We start from the raw sequence: 17,021 nt of genomic DNA on the forward strand, positions 1-17,021 counted from the left end.
CGCTGGGCGGTGTTTTATTTAACGGTTTATTCCGACAAGGTGATGATTGGTAAATCGTCCCAAATCTTACTTTCATCCGATGCGCCACCGGAGAAGTTCCAAGGGCCTTTGTCTTGCTCTAGCGGACGGTAAGTTGCTGAAAGACCGTCTAAGTCCCAAGTCGTGACATAGAAGCGGATACCATCGAGCGAATCTGGGCGGCCTAGTGCATCGCTAGCAAAGTCCATCGAAATGGTGTTGTTGGCTTTGTCTACCGTGACCATTGGTGCTGGCGTTACGGCTTCTCCCCATGTCGTCGCATTTGCTCCTTTGGTGTTGTAAATCGAGCTTTGCCAGCCAAAAACAACCACATTGCGACTCCAGGTTCCGCTTGGCATAGAAGCGTTGACCTTCGGTAGCTCAGACAAGTTGGTTGCGGCTTCTTCCGGTAAATCAATAAAGATGGTGAAACCCACGTGGTCGAAGCCGTTTGGTGGCAACCAAGTGTCGGTGATTTTGTCCATGGTGAAGGTCAAACGTACGTTACTGCCAACGGTAAACACTTCTGCTTTGTTGATCGCGAGCTGGCTGTTGTCTTTGTCGAACGTTGGATCGGTTGGTAATGAGTAGTTACCGTTTGGACCGCCCATGCCGTCTTGTGCATCGCCCGCATCATCAATGGTGTCATCCGGCGAGCTTGACCAGCTTAGGTTCGAAACAAAATTCACGTCCTCGATGCCTGTTTTTTTCTCGGTGGAATAAATCGCGAAGCGGTGCTGTTGTTCGCCAATAGCAAAGTGACGAGTCGACAGTGTGACACTAAACTGACCATCAGCGCCTACAGTAATGGCTTGCGCTGTTTCCAAGTTACCATCGACGACAAGGTTCAACTTCTCGTTGGCGTTCGCACTACCCGCGATAACAATATCACCAGTGATGGTTTGTCCTTCCCAATCTTGCGCCAATTGGATGTTGAGGTCTGGGGTATTTACAGATTGGTTGCTGCTTGTTTTTGAGTAAATCACTGCTGACTTGGCTGGCAGCTCAAGGGTTACGTGACCATTTTCACCTGCGATTAACTGCTCTGGAGCGTCTGCCCAGTTAGACATGATTTGTTGTTGGAAAACGGTGCCGCCCGCTTGCTCTACATCGAGTTGGTTCATCAACATTGGGGAATTCGATGTGTTCATTACCACCAAGACTTCGTCGTTATCCAACGTTCGGGTAAAGGCGAACACGCCCGCGCCCGCTTTATCGCTGCCAATCACTTTCATTTCGCCACGTGTCATGACTTTGTTTTCAGTGCGTAGCTTGGCAAGTTCTTGAATAAACAAGTACATCTCACTGTTTTGGTCGAATGAGTCTACGTAGTTGCCATCTTCACGATACCCTCCGGCGAACATCGCATCGCGCGCTGCTGACATTGCTTGCTCTGTACCTTGGTAAATCACAGGAATACCCGGTACGCTCATCATGGTGATCAGTGCTTGTTTCATGTCATTCACGCTACCTTGCGACAGAAAGCGCGGCATGTCGTGATTATCAATGAAGTTCGGCATGATGTATGGATTCGGGAACATCTCCATCATTTTCTCAAGACGGAAACGCAAATAGTCGGTCGGTTGCCCTGATGCAAATACGCGCGTCATGGTCGCTTGCAATGGGAAGTTCAGTACCGAGGTTAGTTGTTTCGGCGAGCCACTTTCACCGATGTAAGTCAGCATCTTCTCTTCGCCTTCGGTGTGGTAAGGCGTAGATGTTTCGAATACTTCACCAAAAGTGAGGAAGTTGTCACGACCGGTATCAACCGCTTGCGTCATCACACCATCGTCGGCGTGTAGGAAATCGTTCCAGAAATCGTGTTCAACAAACTTCACCGTATCGATACGGAATCCGTCGACGCCGACTTCGCGAATCCATTTTCGGTAGCTCTCTTTTAGATAAGCGCGTACTTCAGGATCGGACGTATTAAGGTCATCCAAATCAGAGAGCTGCCAGGTTTTTTCTTGTACCGGATCGTTGTGGTCGGTGATGGTTGGCGTCCTGTGGTAGCTGCCTGTGCCGTCTGTTTTACACTCGTTCATGTTGAGTGGGTACGGCAGTTCTTGTCCGGCGGGCAGTGCATTTTTAATCAAACGGAAGCCTTGGCAAGGTAGGCTTGGATCATAACTGTAAGGATCATCGTAGGTAAAGAAGTTGCCTACATGGTTGGTCACGATGTCCTGAATTAAGAACATGTTACGCGCATGCACTTCGCGTGCTAACGCTTGGTAGCTTTCCATGTCACCAAAGTGTTCATCCACTTTTTGGAAATCGCGCGCCCAGTACCCGTGGTAGCCACCGTAGTTTTGCTCTGCATCCCACCATTGGTTTGCAACTGGCGGAGTAATCCAGATCGATGTGGCACCGAGATCTTCGATGTAGCTTAACTTATCACTCACACCAACGAGGTCGCCGCCGCTGAATTTTTTATCCGACGTCGGATCGAATTCGTTTTGCCCTTGATCATTGAGAGCGTTGTCGCCGTCGTTAAAACGGTCGATCATCAGGAAGTAAATGATTTGATCTTGCCAATCAGGAGATGCCACGTGGCTGCCTGTATCGATTGGTGTGGTTTCGTCGCTTCCACAGCCAGAAAGAGCAAGAGTGATCGCTAAAGGAAGTATTTTTATTTTATTCATTGGGTTAGGTAGAGTTTCAAACACAGTTTTTGCCTCCGTTATGCAGCAATGCAGAAACGATAAAGCAAAGGTTTGAAATTGAGAGTGTCAATTTACGCCAAAAAAGACGTGAAATGATGTCACGAAGCGGTGACTTTGATCTGACCGACAGTTTTAATTGAGCGGTTGCACAATAGGATATTGTATCGGGTAATGCTCTTTCGCGAGCTCGTTGTCGGATTCATCATAAAGGCGGAAACGGCACTGCTTTGCAGTTTGAGTGAGCGATAATTGCAGCACCCAACAAGCATAATGTTGCGAGTGTTGGGTCAAGCGCATTGCGTGAGGTGTGGGGCCATCATCGACGTAACCGTCAATCCTCACAACGTTTTCAAGTCGGCATGCCAGTTCGACAAAGAGCGTGTATTGCGCCCCAATATTAATAAGCTGCCGAGTCGGGACAATGTATTCCGTTGCGCCAATTAAAAGCCCCTTAGAAACCACATAGTCACGCTGGTGGTTATTCTCAATGTAACGTTCCCCATCGACTTCATAACACAGGCGAAAGGTAAGGGGATGCGCCACCGGAAGTTCGGTCGTTGCCCAGAGTTCGGTGCCATGACTTAAAAAACGCTCGAAGAAAGCGGGATAGCGCCGCCATGCGCCATCACGGTCACGGCATTCTACCGAGACCACTTTTTCAAACGCAATATTGTCCACTTCCATCCAGATTTTGCCGACAGGTTGGTCGATGTGGTTATCGTCGAAGGTATTGGCTTTGGCGTAGTACAAGCGGATCGGTTGCTGATTTAGCTGAGTTCGGTTATCCAAACATTGTTGGCGATACTGCATGGGTGAAAACGGATACCAACGACGAAAAGTGCGGTGAAAGTTCGAAGGTTCTTCATAACCAAGTTGATAGGCGATTTGCTGCGTTGTGAGTTGGGTGTCGGCAAGCAAAGTGAGTGCTTGCTTTCTTTTAGCGAAATCAACGCATTGAGAGTAGCTCATTTGCTTCTCTTGCAGTCGACGTTGCAAGGTGCGTTTGGAGACGCCCAGTTGCCTTGCCGCTTGCTCTAACTTGAGCGCGTAATTGCTGTTTTTGATGAACAAGGCGTTCAAAACACTCAGCAATTCGGGTTGCTCAATTGGCTGGTGAGAAAGCAGCAAATAAACATGTTTCACCAGTTCAAACACGCTTGAACTCGTTTTAGAATCTCGCGTTTCCTCTAGAAAAATATCGGCCGCGAGTGGATTGTTGGCGTGAACTTGTACCTGTATTGATTCGCTTAACTCAAGCATTTCCAACTGCATTTTGAGCAAGCTAAACACCGACTCGGCCCAACTTGGCTTATCGGCCGTTCTGCATTCGACTTGCAGATGGATTTGGGCCTCTCCATGTTGCAATGTGACGTACAAACGGCGGTCGAATAATGAAACACTTTTACTCCACCAAAGCAGCCCTTCTTGCAGGTTAAGCGCTTCTTTCAACATCATACATTGCAAGGCCACCAACTTCTCAATGTGCCAATATTCGCCGGCAATTCTCAGGTGATTGTGACCGAGCTTTTTGCATAGATAGGATGTAATAACGTTATCTTGAGGCAGCATAAGTTGAGTTAGGTTGCGAGCAAACATGCATTATTGCCGAAAAGATGAAGAAGTTCAGTGAGAACGCTCAAAGCCTTTCTTATCGTTTTATTTTCAAATTTATTTTGAAAATGTTTTTAATCGAAATCGGTTTTTCCCTTTATCTCATGAGGTTATGCTGTTACTCAGCTTAAATTCATTAATTGGAGAACCTCATGGATATCGTACAAGCTGCAAAATCTCGTTACTCAACGAAAGTGTTTGACCCAACGCGCAAGCTACCTCAAGAAAAAATCGATGCAGTTAAAGAGCTGATTCGTTTTAGTCCATCGAGTGTGAACTCTCAACCTTGGCATTTCATTCTGGCAAGCACAGAAGAAGGCAAACAGCGCATCGCTAAAGCGGCGCAAGAGAACTACGCGTTTAACGCGGCGAAGATTCTCAACGCTTCTCACGTATTGGTGTTTTGTGCAAAAACAGGCATCGATAACGACTACATTGAAGCGCTAATGGTGCAAGAAGAAAAAGATGGCCGATTCCCAACTGAAGAAGCGAAAGCGGCTGTGCGCGGTGGTCGTAGCTACTTTGTGAACATGCACCGTTTTGATCTGAAAGATGCGAACCATTGGATGGAGAAACAAGTTTACCTCAACGTGGGTACGTTGCTGCTGGGTGCTTCGACGCTAGAAATTGATGCAGTGCCAATTGAAGGGTTTGATCCCAAAGTGCTGGATGAAGAATTTGGCTTGCGTGAAAAAGGTTACACCAGCGTTGTGATCGTGCCGCTGGGCTACCACGCGGAAGATGACTTCAACGCGAAAACGCCAAAGTCTCGCTGGGACGCAGAAACCGTATTCACCGAGATCTAATTCGAGCTTACTTGCAGGTTATGTAGAATCTCGCAATCAATATATAAATCGCAAAGAGTGATAAAACGATGATCCACTTAGTTGCAGAAGTGAAAGCCTATCCAGACAGTAAGGATCAGGTGGTGAATTTGCTTGCTGGTTTACTAGAGCCAACTCGCAAAGAAGAAGGCTGTTGCCAATACGAGTTGTATCTCGACGAAAAAGTTGAAGGCCTATTTATGTTCCAAGAGATTTGGGCATCGCAAGAGGCCTTGGATAAGCATTTGCAAAGCCCGCACATGTCGACGTTTCTTGAAACATTAGAAGAGAACGATTGGGTTGAATATACCCAGATTCGTCCTCTTCGATTTATCGCCTAATGACAGAAGGTTGCCAGCACGTTGGCGCGTTGTTGGCAGCATTTTTGTTGGATAAAGTCGCGGAAAGTCCGAATCGTTGGCGTCAGTAAGCGACGATCGGCACACACCATGTAGAGTGGCACTGGGCCGCAATCCCACTCTGGTAACACTCGCACCAATCTTCCCTCGATTAAGTCTCGGCTGATGTCCATCAACGATTTATTCGCAATGCCTTTGCCTTTGATCGCTAACCGATGTGGCAAGTCACTATCGTTGCTCATCAAGTTACCGCTGACCACGACTTGCTCTTTCTCACCGTCACGCGTGAGCGTCCATTTGTTGTAGACCGAATCCGCGACCATGTAGCACAAGCAGTTGTGTTGCATTAAATCGGCAGGAGAGGTGAGTTCTGGATGTGTAGCTACGTACTCTGGTGATGCACATAAGATCCGTTCGTTTGACCCACACAATGCCAATACGACCAGATTGGAGTCGGCCGGCTCGCCGTAACGAATCGCAATATCGACAGGCTTGGTGTACATATCCGTCAAGCTATCGGACAGCTCTAGTTTGATGGAAACATTTGGGTAGAGATCGATGAACTCATCCACCCAATCGAGCAACATATTGCGACCAAAATCGGAGGGCGCAGTAATGTGCAGTTGACCAGATAACTCGCCACGTGCACTTGAGATCTGATCCAACCCCTCTTGCAATGTTGCCAACGCTTGCGTGGTTTTGTCTAAAAACAGTTCGCCCTCTGAGGTTAAACGCAGGCTTCGGGTGGAACGCACAAACAGCGGGAAACCGATTTGCCCTTCAAGACGCTTAATCGATGCGCTAATGGCGGCAGGTGTCATGTCCATGCTGTTAGCGGCTTTTGAAAAGCTGCCTTGGCGCGCTGTTTCGACAAAAATATTGAGGTCGTTGAGGGCTTTCATCGTGAAAAGGATGTTTGTGAAGTTTGAGCTACTATAGGGGAGATGAGCAGAGTAATTCAAGCTAAACGCCTTTGAAGGTGAAAACATTAGGTTAAGTGGTCACTTTGAGTTAGATTAGCCCGCCACTTACATCGTTACTGGATCAACAACATGAGCAACGAACAGCCGAATAACCCTCTGCATGGGTTGAGTTTAGAAAAAATCGTCACCCGACTTGTTGAACACTTTGGTTGGAATAGCCTGTATGAGCGCGTTCGAGTGAACTGTTTTAAGAAAGATCCGTCGATCAAATCTTCTCTGAAGTTTTTGCGTAAAACGCAATGGGCAAGAGACAAAGTCGAAGCGCTGTATATCGAGACGTTTTGCTAATCGCTCTATGGCCTGCAGCTAGCCGTAAGTAGATTCTTAGTCTCGCTATGGCTCGCTAGAATGACGCAGTTTTTCTTATCGCGTAGGTTAGAAGAGTCGCTCTGTTGTTACGTTTAAAGCGTGATTCAGAATCTACCCTCAGGATTGTATTGAGTCTATTTATAGCTCTATGGGCTCGCAGCAAGCGGTAGGTAGATTCTTAGTCTCACTTTGGCTCGCTAGAATGACGTGCTTTTCTTATCGCGTAGGCTGGAAGAGTCGCTCTACTGATACGTCTAAAGCGAGATTCCGGATGGTCACTTAGGCTTGTCTGGAATCGCTTTTTTAGATGGTTTTGTAGAGGTCAGAGCCAAACTCGAACTGTTATTCTGAACCGAGAGGAACGAGCGTGATTCAGAATCTACTCTCAGATTGTATTGAGTTTATTCATGGCTTTATGGTCTGCGGCAAGCGGTATGTAGATTCTTCGTCGCGTTTTGGCTTGCTAGAATGACGCAGCTTTTCTTATCGCGTAGGCTGGAAGAGTAGCTCTGCTGTTACATTTAAGGAGAGATTCCGGATGGTCACTTAGGCTTGTCTGGAATCGCTTTTTTAGATGGTTTTGTAGAGGTCAGAGCCAAACTCGAACTGTTATTCTGAACCGAGAGGAACGAGCGTGATTCAGAATCTACTCTCAGATTGTATTGAGTTTATTCATGGCTTTATGGTCTGCAGCAAGCGGCAAGTAGATTCTTCGTCGCGCTTTGGCTTGCTAGAATGACGAAGTTTTTCTTATCGCGTAGGCTGGAAGAGTCGCTATGCTGTTACATTTAAGGCGAGATTCCGGATGGTCACTTAGGCTTGTCTGGAATAGCTTTTTAGATGGTTTTATAGAGGTCAGAGCTAAACTCGAACCGTCATTCTGAACAGCGAGGAAGAATCGCTGTCGAGAACCTCGCCTTTAATCTCTCGTTTCTTGCTACTCTAAATGATGCGTGCTACCCACAGTTCCTTCCAAGTCTAAAATCGACTGGCGAACGTGGTCTGGAATCGCAGCTTTTACGTTGTTCTTAAAATCAAACATCACACCAGTAGCGGTCGCGATGGTCGCAATCTTACCCCACTTCTTACTCAGCACTTGGTATTCCATCGTGATGCGATCTTCTTGCATGTCGATTACGCGCGAGCCGACTAATAACGTGTCTGGGTAAGTGACAGGAAGCTTGTAGCGGCATTGCGTCTCGCTGAGTACTGGCCCAATTTGCGAGGTTTGCAGGTCGACTAGCAGATTAATTTTGTTGAAGTAATCTAAACGCGCCGTCTCGAAGTAGCGAAAATAGACAACGTTATTGACGTGTTGCAGAGCATCCATTTCACCCCATGCGACTTTGATCTCTGTGATAACGGGAAAGTCCTTTAACAGTGTGTCCATTTTTAGTGCTCCTTTTTCATCTGCTTTGCCACAAATTGCGACGCGACTTATCACTTTGAGCATTTATTCTAGATGTAATCATTTAATATGTAATAAAATTGTTTTTAAAATGTGAAATGAAATAGCAATCTTATTATGTAAACTAGAAACTTTACATAATCGAGTTGAAGGCGTAAGTTTAACTAAGAGTAACCAAATAGGAGGTGTCTCATGACTGAGCTGAAAGGTTTCAATCTAGCCAAGGTGGAAAAACGCATTGACTGGACTGGCGAGCTGTTCAGTTTAAGGGTCTCAGGCGCGCCTCTTACCTTTAAAGCCGGCCAGTTCACCAAGCTTGCTTTGCTAGATGATGAGGGCAAGCCGATCAGCCGTGCTTACTCTGTGGTTAATGCACCAAGCGAACAGTTCGATTGGTTGGAGTTCCTAATAGTAGCGGACCCTCAAGGACAACTTTCCCCAAGGCTCCAAAAGCTTAAATCTGGTGATAGTATTTATGTTGGTGAGACCGCACATGGTGACTTAATCCACGACTCTATTCCTAAACAGGCTCATGATCTGTGGCTGCTATCTACAGGTACAGGTATTGGACCGTTTTTATCGCTACTGGATGATATAAACTTACCACCCCATAATGAGCGAATTGTGCTTGTTCATGCGGTTCGCTACGAAAAAGATCTGGTCTACAAATATCTGATTGAGCAACTACAGCAACGATATGAAGGCAGATTAAAGTACATCCCGATAGTCAGTAGGGAAGTGGTGGATGGCCAGTTACAAGGTCGAGTTCCCGAACTCATTGAATCGGGTAGACTGTCCAACGCTGCTGATGTGCCATTCTCTGCTCAAAGTAGTTTTGTCATGATGTGTGGGAACCCGCAGATGATCAAAGATACCTTGCCAGTCTTACAAGGGCTTGGGTTGGAAAAGTATCGTCCTAAAACAGGAGGCAATATCATCTATGAGCGTTACTGGTAGCGTTTGGTTAAATTGATATAACCATATTGAAGACATGATGATCACCAATACCAAAGTCGTTCAAACGTCCTAGCTTGTTCGATCAAAAAAGCCACATGAAGTGGCTTTTTTAATATCGATAGAGTTAATCAGACTTATTGTTGATTAACGTACGCTTTAAAGCGAGCTTTGGTTTCTGCGTCTGCTTTTTGGTACCAGAAGTGCAGCATCTCTTCTGCTGTCGAATCTGATTTAACCGCAGTCGCTCTCGCTTGTTTCATATCTTCAGGAATCTTTGCTGGCAGTGTGACTGGTTGAGCAACGGCTGCACCAGCAACAGCGATAGCAGCAACGCCGCCTGTTTTGTTGTAGCTTTCCACTTCACGCACGTAATCACGACCGATTTGCATACCCGGTTTGATCAATTTGTCTTGCTCAACGGCGACGGTGTTGCCTGAATCATCAACCAGTTTCCAATCTAAGTCCTTGATCTTTTCTTCCGCATCGCGAAGGTTGCGGTATTCTGGCATTTGTAGCGTCAGCTCGGCATTGGCAGCGTCAAATCGTGTAACGATAACATCGCTTTCAACACTTAAACGGTCATTACCTTGGTTAAAGTAAGGGGCGAAGCGAAATACGACTTGGTTAACGCCATCAGGTAACGTTAGTGTTCTTTCCGAGGCGAAAAAACCACCCGAAAGGTCTGCTTTTTCACCGTTAGCCGCTAATACTGAAACGTTGTCAGGAACACTCACGGTTACATCTGCGAATGCCATGCCACTCATTGCGAGAGCAAGCGCACAAGTTAAAGGCTTGATCAATTTCATTGTTTTTATCCTAAGCAAATTAGTGGTCATCGAGAGTGCATCGTTCATTGCCCGATTGCAACTCCCAAGTGTAAGAAGTATGAAAATTTAACAAGAACGTCATTTTTATCGCATTTATTACGGGGAAACTGTGATCCAAATAGAATCAAACCGCTGCAATAGAGCGGTTTGATATCATAAGTTATAGATTAAATTTCTTTCTAACTTATTGATTTATTATATGCCAGCACCGTGTCCAGGCTCTGATTGGTCATCAGAAGCGTCTTGTTGTTCTGCCATTTCTTCTTGCTGTTGTGCTTTCTCAATGCTCAACCACCAAACAAATAACTCATACCAAATCGCCAGGATAACAGCACCTAAGAACAGACCAACGATGCCGTAGAAAAGCATACCACCGATGGCACCGAGCAGAATCACAGGCATTGGTACGTCGACACCACGTCCCATTAACATTGGTTTAAACAGGTTTTCAGAAAGTGCTGCAACTACTACCCAGACAGTAAACATGGTTGCTGTCGTTGTATCTTGAGTCATGTACATAAAGCCGATCACTGGTAGTACGGCAAGCAGCGCTGGTAGCTGAGCGATACACAAGATCATCAGAATCAGAGTGAGCAAACCAGCTGCCGGAACGCCAAATACAAAGAAACCAGCACCGATCAATAGGGCTTGAATCGCCGCCACACCGACTACGCCAAGCAGTACGCTTTTAATGGTTGCTGCGATAAGCGTGGTCCAGCTTTTAGCGTTTTCACCAGCGGTACGAATAGCGATGGTTCTTAGCCCTGATGCTGCAGATTCAGAGTACGTCATAAAACCTGCTGCAATCGCAAGTGACAAGATTGAAAGCAGTAAACTGCCCAATACACCGCCAAGTGTGCCTAGCAAAGAAGTGAGCGCGGACTTTATCTGCGGCATAAAGGTTTGAATCGCTTGTTCAAGGTTAGTCGCGAATAGGGTCCACACCTCATAGAGCTTATCACCTACGACAGGCCAATCCGCAACGGAAGGTTTTGGACCTGGGATCTTCACTTGTCCGTTTTGCAATACTTCAAGCGCATGCGTTGCACCATCTACAATGGAGCCTGACACCATAACAAGTGGTGTGACTAAGAGTGCAATACCAAGTAAAGCAATCGTCGTGGCTGCCAGCCCTCTGCGACCGCCATATGCACGCTCCAGCTTTTTTGTAAGTGGCATTAAAGCGACGGCTATAATTGCACCCCAAATAACGGGAAGAATGAAGGGTTTGATGATGTCGTACGTAAACATCAGCAAGACGAAGATCAAGCCAATGCGTATTGCTGATTCCACCATATTACTGATGAAAAGCTTACTGTCGATTTTTACCGATTGTTTATCCATTTTTGTTTACCTGATGATCAATGTTAGAACTGACGAGACTTGAAACAACAATCGCCATATAGAACACACCTGTAATGGCCTCTAAATACACCACGACTTGAGCCAATGGCGTTAGAGGGCTGATATCGCCATAACCAAGCGTGGTTAAGGTGACGAAACTGAAATACGCCGCATTAGAGAAATTCTGCCCCCAAGAAATGGCTTCCATCCCAGTGAATGAGGTTGGCGAGAACTCTAGAAGAATGAGATAGGCAATTGCCCACATCAGACCAAGCAGCAAGAAAAGCGCGACTGAGCCAATGACTTTGTTGCTATTGACGTGACCAGTGAAAAGAATCTGCCTTGCGATGGATTTAAAAGTGCCGAAAAAGAACGCGAAGGTGAGGGCAAGCATCACTACATTCATCTCTCGGATGTTGAAAACGGTCTTGATAACAATCACAAGAACCCAAACGCCAAACAGGGTATAGAGGAAACGAGACCACATTTTGTCGAAGCGAAGGCTGGCAAAACAGACAATGAACGTGAGAACCGTGAACGCCTGCAGTATGTGTTCAATCGTCCCTTCACCCACCACTTGTGCCATCGCACTCCCTAGCAACAAAATCACCAGCGCTAAGGTTAGATAGAAGAAGTTGTTTTCTTCATTAATGTTTTTGAGTTTTTTACCAATGACCATGGTTCTTCTCACTTAGTTACTGTTCATTTTCTGCCGATGAATCTTTCATCACCATAATGGACGCAGAAAGCCCGAATCGAAGATCAACATCTTCAGGAAGCTCTTGGATGGAGATTCGTACCGGAATACGTTGTGCTAAGCGAATCCACTGAAAAACAGGGTTCACGTTTGGAAGAAGGTTGTAACCGACCGTGCCGTCTTTTGGCGCAATACCCCAACCGATAGAGTCAACGGTTGCGTCGATAGGCGTGTCTGGGTGAGACATCAAGGTGACACGTGCTTGGCTACCCGGTTCGATTTGCGCGAGTTGGTTTTCGCGGAAGAAGCCAAATACCCAGAAACTGTTTTTGTCGATCAGTGCGAGCAGCGGTTGGTTTGCGACCGCTTGTGTACCGTTTCGAATATCGAGGTTAGACACAAAACCATCGACGGTCGCATAAACTTTGGTGAAACTGAGGTTAAGGCGCGCTGACTTTAATTGCTCTTCTGCAGATTTGATTTGCAGTAGCGATTCCTCGTAAGCGATTTCACGACGAATCAGATCCTTGTGAGAAACAGCGCCGCGGTCTTTCGCGCGAATGTCTTTAAGGCGATCGTATTCGATTTTTTTACCGCGAGAGCTCACGATGGATTTTTCCAACGCCACTTCGGCTTGAGATAGTGCGACTTCGTAAGTGGTTGGGTCGATTTCAAACAGTAAATCGCCCGTTTTCACTTCTTGGTTGTCTTGCACCGAAACATTCACAATTGGGCCAGACACTCGCGGTGCGACCTTGATGACGTTCGCGCGTACTTGGCCATCGCGTGTCCATGGATTATTAAAATACTCTTCAAATTTTTGATAGCCGAGCCAAGCTGCGCCACCAAGAATGACAAGATTGAGTGCGATTACGAATAGTTTTTTCATCTTGTTTGGCACCTAAAATTGAATATAAAAGCTGTCGATGGCCACCACATAACCGACCATGATGGCAATAAACGTCAGAGACGGAAAAGCAATGAAGCGAGACAGACGTGTCTTGTTCAATATCATCACCGTTATCCACGTTGCCGTGACGGCGAGAAAGAGCACCAGTAACGTGGGAGAAAAGTAAATGTCTCCCCAAGAGAGTTCATGAGGCATTAGAGATCCTCCGTTTTGTTCTCATCTCTGGTCTCATCCGGAGTTTCGAGGCGCAAAGGCGGCAATACGCGGTTTTCTTCATTTAAATAACCATCCCAGTCAGTTCGTTCTGTCATTTGCTTGGCAATAGATTCACTGAGGAAGGGTTTTCCTGTTTGGGTTTGCCAGCCTCCACCTAGGGCTTTGTAGAGCGCTACAACTTGGTTCGCGACGTTCCCTTTGATCGTTGCGTAGCTGTCTTCCGCACGGGTCATTTTCTCTACCGAGTTGAGCAGACGTTCAAAAGAGATTTGGCCGTTTTCGTACTGCGTCATGGAGATGTTGAATGCACGAATGGAAGAGTTGACCGATTGCAAGCGTAAATCTTTTTGTTGCAAATACAGGTCATACGCTTCGATTGCATTGGTCACTTCGTTCACGGCTTGCAGCACTTTTTTGTTGTAGTTGGTCAGCGTTTCTTGGAAGCGAGCATCTTCGAAACGAATGTTATTTTTCACGCGTCCGTATTGGAAAATATTCCAACTGAACGTTGGGCCAACCACCATGGTGAGCGAATCGCTAAAACTGAAACTGCTGCCATCGGGAACCGTACTGTCGATACCGATGGAACCGAACAGTGAAAAGCTTGGGTAAAGAGCGGTTTCCGCCACGCCAATTTGCGCACTCTGCGCGCGAGCTTGCATCTCAGAGACTTGTAAATCCGGGCGGCGCATCACTAAGTTTGCGTCCACTTGGGTATCCAACAGCGGTGGGCGCGGCACAATGGAGCGCTCGTCGGTGCCCGATAACGCCGATTTTCTGCCTGTCGATTTGAACTGTTTTTCGTAGTCAGCAATTTGCTGTGTCAAACCGTCCGATTGCAGCAATTTCTCTACTTCTTCAGGCAATACGCCCAGTAACAAAGCAAGTGCCGTGCGCGACTGCTTCATCGCCACTTCGAGGCTTGGTTGCGCGGCTTTTGTGGTGTAAAGCTGGTTTTTCGCTTGCTGTACGTCTAGCTCTGTAACGTTGCCAGAGTCGAACTGCACCTGTGTAATGCGGACGACACGCTCTTGAATTTCGATGTTGCGGCGAGACAGCAAAATGCGCTCTTGGAACGTGCGATAGTTAATGTAGTTACGCGCCACTTCTGCGGTGATGGTGACCATGATGTCGTGATACGACGCGATGGATGCGTAATAACCGGCTTCTGCTGATTCGATGCCACGAGCGTATTTGCCCCAAATATCCATTTCCCACGCAGCATCAAACGACAGAGCGGCGTTGTTTACACCCTGATCATTCACGTAGGCACGTGCTAGATTTCCTGACACGGTTTGAACTTGCGGGTATTGCAAGCCAGTCGAAATGCCAAGCAATGAACGAGCTTGGACAATGCGCAGTCCCGCGGCTTCTAAATCGAGGTTTTGTTTGCTCGCCAACTCAACCAGTTGATTGAGAGTTGAGTCATTAAATTGCTGCCACCATTGTTGTAGCTGTTGCTCTGATTGCTGCGTATCTTTGGCTGCTTTTTGCACCGACCAGTCACTTGGCATTGGCGCCTGCTTTGGATGAACATAATCTGGTCCGACAGTGGTACACGCACTGAGCCCGAGCAGAGAAAGTATGGCGAGGCTTGGTTTAGTTAGTTTTGGAAGCATCATATCCCCACCTTTAAAAACGCTTCTGTTGTAAGTTCACCCAATCGATATCCTCGTAGGTTTGCTTGCAATGCTTGATTGCTTCGAACACGTTCCGTTTTAAATTCAGCAAGATATAAAAACCGGCTATCTCTGAATAAGCGTAGTCAGATAAATCTAACTCACTAAAAAAATCTTCCAGTTTATCTTCGAATGTTTGGTAATCCTGACTGTATTGGTCGAATACGGAATCGAGTTCTTGTGTTGCTTGATGGCTGGCTAAAGCGCCCGCCATCAAAGGAATGATGGAATCGCGGTGTTGTTGGCGAAGTTGAGTAATCAGCGGATTGGTCAGCAACTTTTTCTCGGCGGCCATTAAGATGTTGATGTGATTACTGAGTACATCACACGCTTTGCTAAACGCGCCAATCGCTTCTGGCGTGGTTTTGTCAAAGTGTTTGTGGTTGATTTTCGAACCCCACACCTTGAGCTTTTTCGATGAAACGTTGAGCGTCACCAAGTGCAAGGCCCGTTTGAGCGGCGTGATAATCGAGCTGGACTGCTTCTGATAGGAGTCAAACAGATCCCGAGTGTGCCTAAAATAGCGCTCTTTTATGGTCAAAAAGAGGTGTTCTGGTCGTGAGCTAAACGGGAAGTAGTGCGCGAAAATGATCATGAACACCACCATGTAGAACAGCAGCATGATCGTCATGAGGATCCCGAAGTGATAGAACATGTTGTTGTCTAAACCGAGAACAAACAAGCCCACCATGTAGAAAATCGTCACTGGCCCGTTGAACAGATAAAAGCCGATAAAAGTGTAGATAAAGATGAATAGGCCAAGCTCTAACCCGAGATCCAATTGGGGAAGAATGAAGACGTAAGAAGGCACCGCGAACAAAAAGCCGAAAGTGAACAGCACAAGCAACAAAATCGGGTGCACAGGCACGAACGACAGCAAAGACATAAACATGGTCGAGAAGACCACGAACGAGTAGCCGCCTGGTGGATTGAAATAAATCCAAATCAGTCCTGCAACCCAATAAGTGACAAAGGTTTTGACCGCGGTTTTAAAGTTTTCTGCGTCCCACCATAGAAACTTGCCTTTCGGTTTCGGCAGCGGCACGTCAAAGGAGACATTGTTCGTCACAGAGTCAATGCAGCTAATGCTCTCCGCTAAACGCGACAAGTTTTGATGCATGAGCCCCAAGAGGTGCCCCAGCATAAGCGCAGAGCCTTTCTCTAGGTGCGCCGCGTCTTCAAGCAACGCCTGGTTGTATTCGACTTTGAACTCTTGAGCACGAAAAGCGGGCTCTTTTTCGTCCCAGACTTGTTGGCAGGTATCAAATAGCGCGTCAATTTCCGCAACGGCTTGATCAAAGTTGCTGATGCTTTCACGGTCTTGCTGGTGGCTAAAGTGGCTGTGCGCCGCGACGGTCAATTGTTGCGTTACCTGCTTGTTCAAATGAACCGCCAAGCGCCACTCTTTCATGTAGGCCGACACGTCGCTGCATTCCACACTGACTGTGGCAAAACGCTGTTCGAGCGCATTTTGGGCGGCAAACATCTGCTCGATAAGAGAATCTACGCTAGGTTGTGGCTCTCCTGCTTCTGGATTTTCTTCTCTTTTTTCTTGAGGAGAGACTTGCCCTGCCGATTTTTGCTCGAAATTTTGCAAGATAGCGGTGAACAACGCGCGTTGTGCTTGGTTGAGTTGTTCGATGAGTTGTCTTAGGTTTTGTTCTGTTTTGGTCGGGAATAAGAAAGTTCCCACGAGTGTGTAAACCACCACCCCAAACACCGTCATATAAGCGCGGTCAACGCCATAAAGAAACGCGCCTTCTGCGTCACCGCCATTGGACATCATCAGCGTCATCACACCGGTCAGCATGAGTAACGTTGGATCTTTTTGATAGGCATTACGGAAGTAAAAAATGAAAGAGACCACAACCGACACGCTCAGCATGTACAGCAAGCGGTCTTGAGCAAACAATCCCACCAGTAACAAGCCAACGACGGCGCCAACCAACGTACCGAACACGCGTAAGGTACCTTTGGCGAGTGATTCACGACGACTGCCTGTGGATGCAATCAGCATCACTGTGGTTGCGGCCGTCGATGCTTGCGGCCAACCCATGGCAAACGGGATTAGATAAGCCAGAGTCAGGCTAAGCGATACTTTAATAGCGAATTTTATTTTGTCGTTCATAGTGTCAAAGTTTGCTCAGGCTTATCGTTATAAGTTGATGAATTTCTTATATGAATAATCAGAATCTTGTTCTGAATAAATTCGGGGG

General features: G+C 46.8%; 15 protein-coding genes. 4 read left to right on the forward strand and 11 right to left on the reverse strand.

Annotated elements, in window-relative coordinates; translation table 11 throughout:
• Nucleotides 1-26 precede the first annotated feature (26 nt).
• Together ACHFJ9_RS05820 and ACHFJ9_RS05825 are read right to left on the reverse strand one after the other, a co-directional pair.
• A complete protein-coding gene (locus tag ACHFJ9_RS05820; protein ID WP_395354200.1) occupies nucleotides 27-2,684 on the reverse strand; it encodes an alpha-amylase family glycosyl hydrolase in 2,658 nt (885 codons plus the stop codon).
• A 129-nt stretch (nucleotides 2,685-2,813) separates the two neighbouring features.
• Complete coding sequence (locus ACHFJ9_RS05825) at nucleotides 2,814-4,277, reverse strand: helix-turn-helix domain-containing protein (protein ID WP_395354202.1); 1,464 nt, start codon at nucleotides 4,275-4,277, stop codon at nucleotides 2,814-2,816.
• Nucleotides 4,278-4,444: 167 nt separating this feature from the next.
• Between ACHFJ9_RS05825 and ACHFJ9_RS05830 the strand changes: the two genes are divergently transcribed.
• Nucleotides 4,445-5,098 carry an oxygen-insensitive NAD(P)H-dependent nitroreductase NfsB gene (locus ACHFJ9_RS05830; protein ID WP_005374924.1) on the forward strand — a complete coding sequence of 218 codons (654 nt, stop codon included), beginning with the start codon at nucleotides 4,445-4,447 and terminating at the stop codon, nucleotides 5,096-5,098.
• A 68-nt stretch (nucleotides 5,099-5,166) separates the two neighbouring features.
• Nucleotides 5,167-5,457, forward strand: coding sequence for a putative quinol monooxygenase (locus tag ACHFJ9_RS05835; RefSeq protein ID WP_021450535.1), 291 nt, complete (start codon nucleotides 5,167-5,169; stop codon nucleotides 5,455-5,457).
• On the opposite strand, the gene ACHFJ9_RS05840 is transcribed toward ACHFJ9_RS05835, so the two are convergent.
• Complete coding sequence (locus tag ACHFJ9_RS05840) at nucleotides 5,454-6,377, reverse strand: LysR family transcriptional regulator (RefSeq protein WP_047725363.1); 924 nt, start codon at nucleotides 6,375-6,377, stop codon at nucleotides 5,454-5,456. The two genes, ACHFJ9_RS05835 and ACHFJ9_RS05840, sit on opposite strands and share 4 nt — an antisense overlap.
• 150 nt (nucleotides 6,378-6,527) lie before the next feature.
• Between ACHFJ9_RS05840 and ACHFJ9_RS05845 the strand changes: the two genes are divergently transcribed.
• A complete protein-coding gene (locus ACHFJ9_RS05845) occupies nucleotides 6,528-6,746 on the forward strand; it encodes a VF530 family DNA-binding protein (RefSeq protein WP_395354204.1) in 219 nt (72 codons plus the stop codon).
• Nucleotides 6,747-7,704: 958 nt separating this feature from the next.
• On the opposite strand, the gene ACHFJ9_RS05850 is transcribed toward ACHFJ9_RS05845, so the two are convergent.
• A complete protein-coding gene (locus ACHFJ9_RS05850; RefSeq protein ID WP_005374933.1) occupies nucleotides 7,705-8,157 on the reverse strand; it encodes an acyl-CoA thioesterase in 453 nt (150 codons plus the stop codon).
• A gap of 210 nt (nucleotides 8,158-8,367) precedes the next feature.
• On the opposite strand from ACHFJ9_RS05850, the gene ACHFJ9_RS05855 reads away from it, so the two are divergent.
• Nucleotides 8,368-9,132, forward strand: coding sequence for a ferredoxin--NADP reductase (locus tag ACHFJ9_RS05855; RefSeq protein ID WP_074190359.1), 765 nt, complete (start codon nucleotides 8,368-8,370; stop codon nucleotides 9,130-9,132).
• Between the two features lie 134 nt (nucleotides 9,133-9,266).
• Here ACHFJ9_RS05855 and ACHFJ9_RS05860 read toward each other — a convergent pair whose 3' ends face one another.
• The 7 genes from ACHFJ9_RS05860 to ACHFJ9_RS05890 form a co-directional block, all read right to left on the reverse strand.
• Nucleotides 9,267-9,938, reverse strand: a complete 672-nt coding sequence (locus tag ACHFJ9_RS05860; RefSeq protein WP_054866817.1) for a DUF2057 domain-containing protein — start codon at nucleotides 9,936-9,938, stop codon at nucleotides 9,267-9,269.
• 216 nt (nucleotides 9,939-10,154) lie between these two features.
• Nucleotides 10,155-11,303, reverse strand: a complete 1,149-nt coding sequence (locus ACHFJ9_RS05865) for an AI-2E family transporter (protein WP_005396613.1) — start codon at nucleotides 11,301-11,303, stop codon at nucleotides 10,155-10,157.
• Nucleotides 11,296-11,982 carry a potassium channel family protein gene (locus ACHFJ9_RS05870; RefSeq protein WP_005396612.1) on the reverse strand — a complete coding sequence of 229 codons (687 nt, stop codon included), beginning with the start codon at nucleotides 11,980-11,982 and terminating at the stop codon, nucleotides 11,296-11,298. Before ACHFJ9_RS05870 ends, ACHFJ9_RS05865 begins: the two co-directional genes overlap by 8 nt.
• Nucleotides 11,983-11,998: 16 nt before the next feature.
• Nucleotides 11,999-12,889, reverse strand: a complete 891-nt coding sequence (locus tag ACHFJ9_RS05875; RefSeq protein ID WP_005499907.1) for an HlyD family secretion protein — start codon at nucleotides 12,887-12,889, stop codon at nucleotides 11,999-12,001.
• 12 nt (nucleotides 12,890-12,901) lie between these two features.
• The gene (locus tag ACHFJ9_RS05880) at nucleotides 12,902-13,105 is read right to left on the reverse strand and encodes a DUF1656 domain-containing protein (RefSeq protein WP_005462724.1); all 204 of its coding nucleotides are present in this window, start codon (nucleotides 13,103-13,105) and stop codon (nucleotides 12,902-12,904) included.
• The gene (locus ACHFJ9_RS05885) at nucleotides 13,105-14,748 is read right to left on the reverse strand and encodes a TolC family protein (protein ID WP_301641114.1); all 1,644 of its coding nucleotides are present in this window, start codon (nucleotides 14,746-14,748) and stop codon (nucleotides 13,105-13,107) included. Before ACHFJ9_RS05885 ends, ACHFJ9_RS05880 begins: the two co-directional genes overlap by 1 nt.
• Before the next feature lie 10 nt (nucleotides 14,749-14,758).
• Entirely contained in the window at nucleotides 14,759-16,933 is a 2,175-nt protein-coding gene (locus ACHFJ9_RS05890) for an FUSC family protein (protein WP_395354210.1), read from the reverse strand.
• Between the last annotated feature and the right edge of the window lie 88 nt (nucleotides 16,934-17,021).

The sequence above is a fragment of the Vibrio sp. D3 genome (assembly GCF_043995865.1).
GTDB classification, from domain to species: Bacteria; Pseudomonadota; Gammaproteobacteria; order Enterobacterales; family Vibrionaceae; genus Vibrio; species Vibrio diabolicus.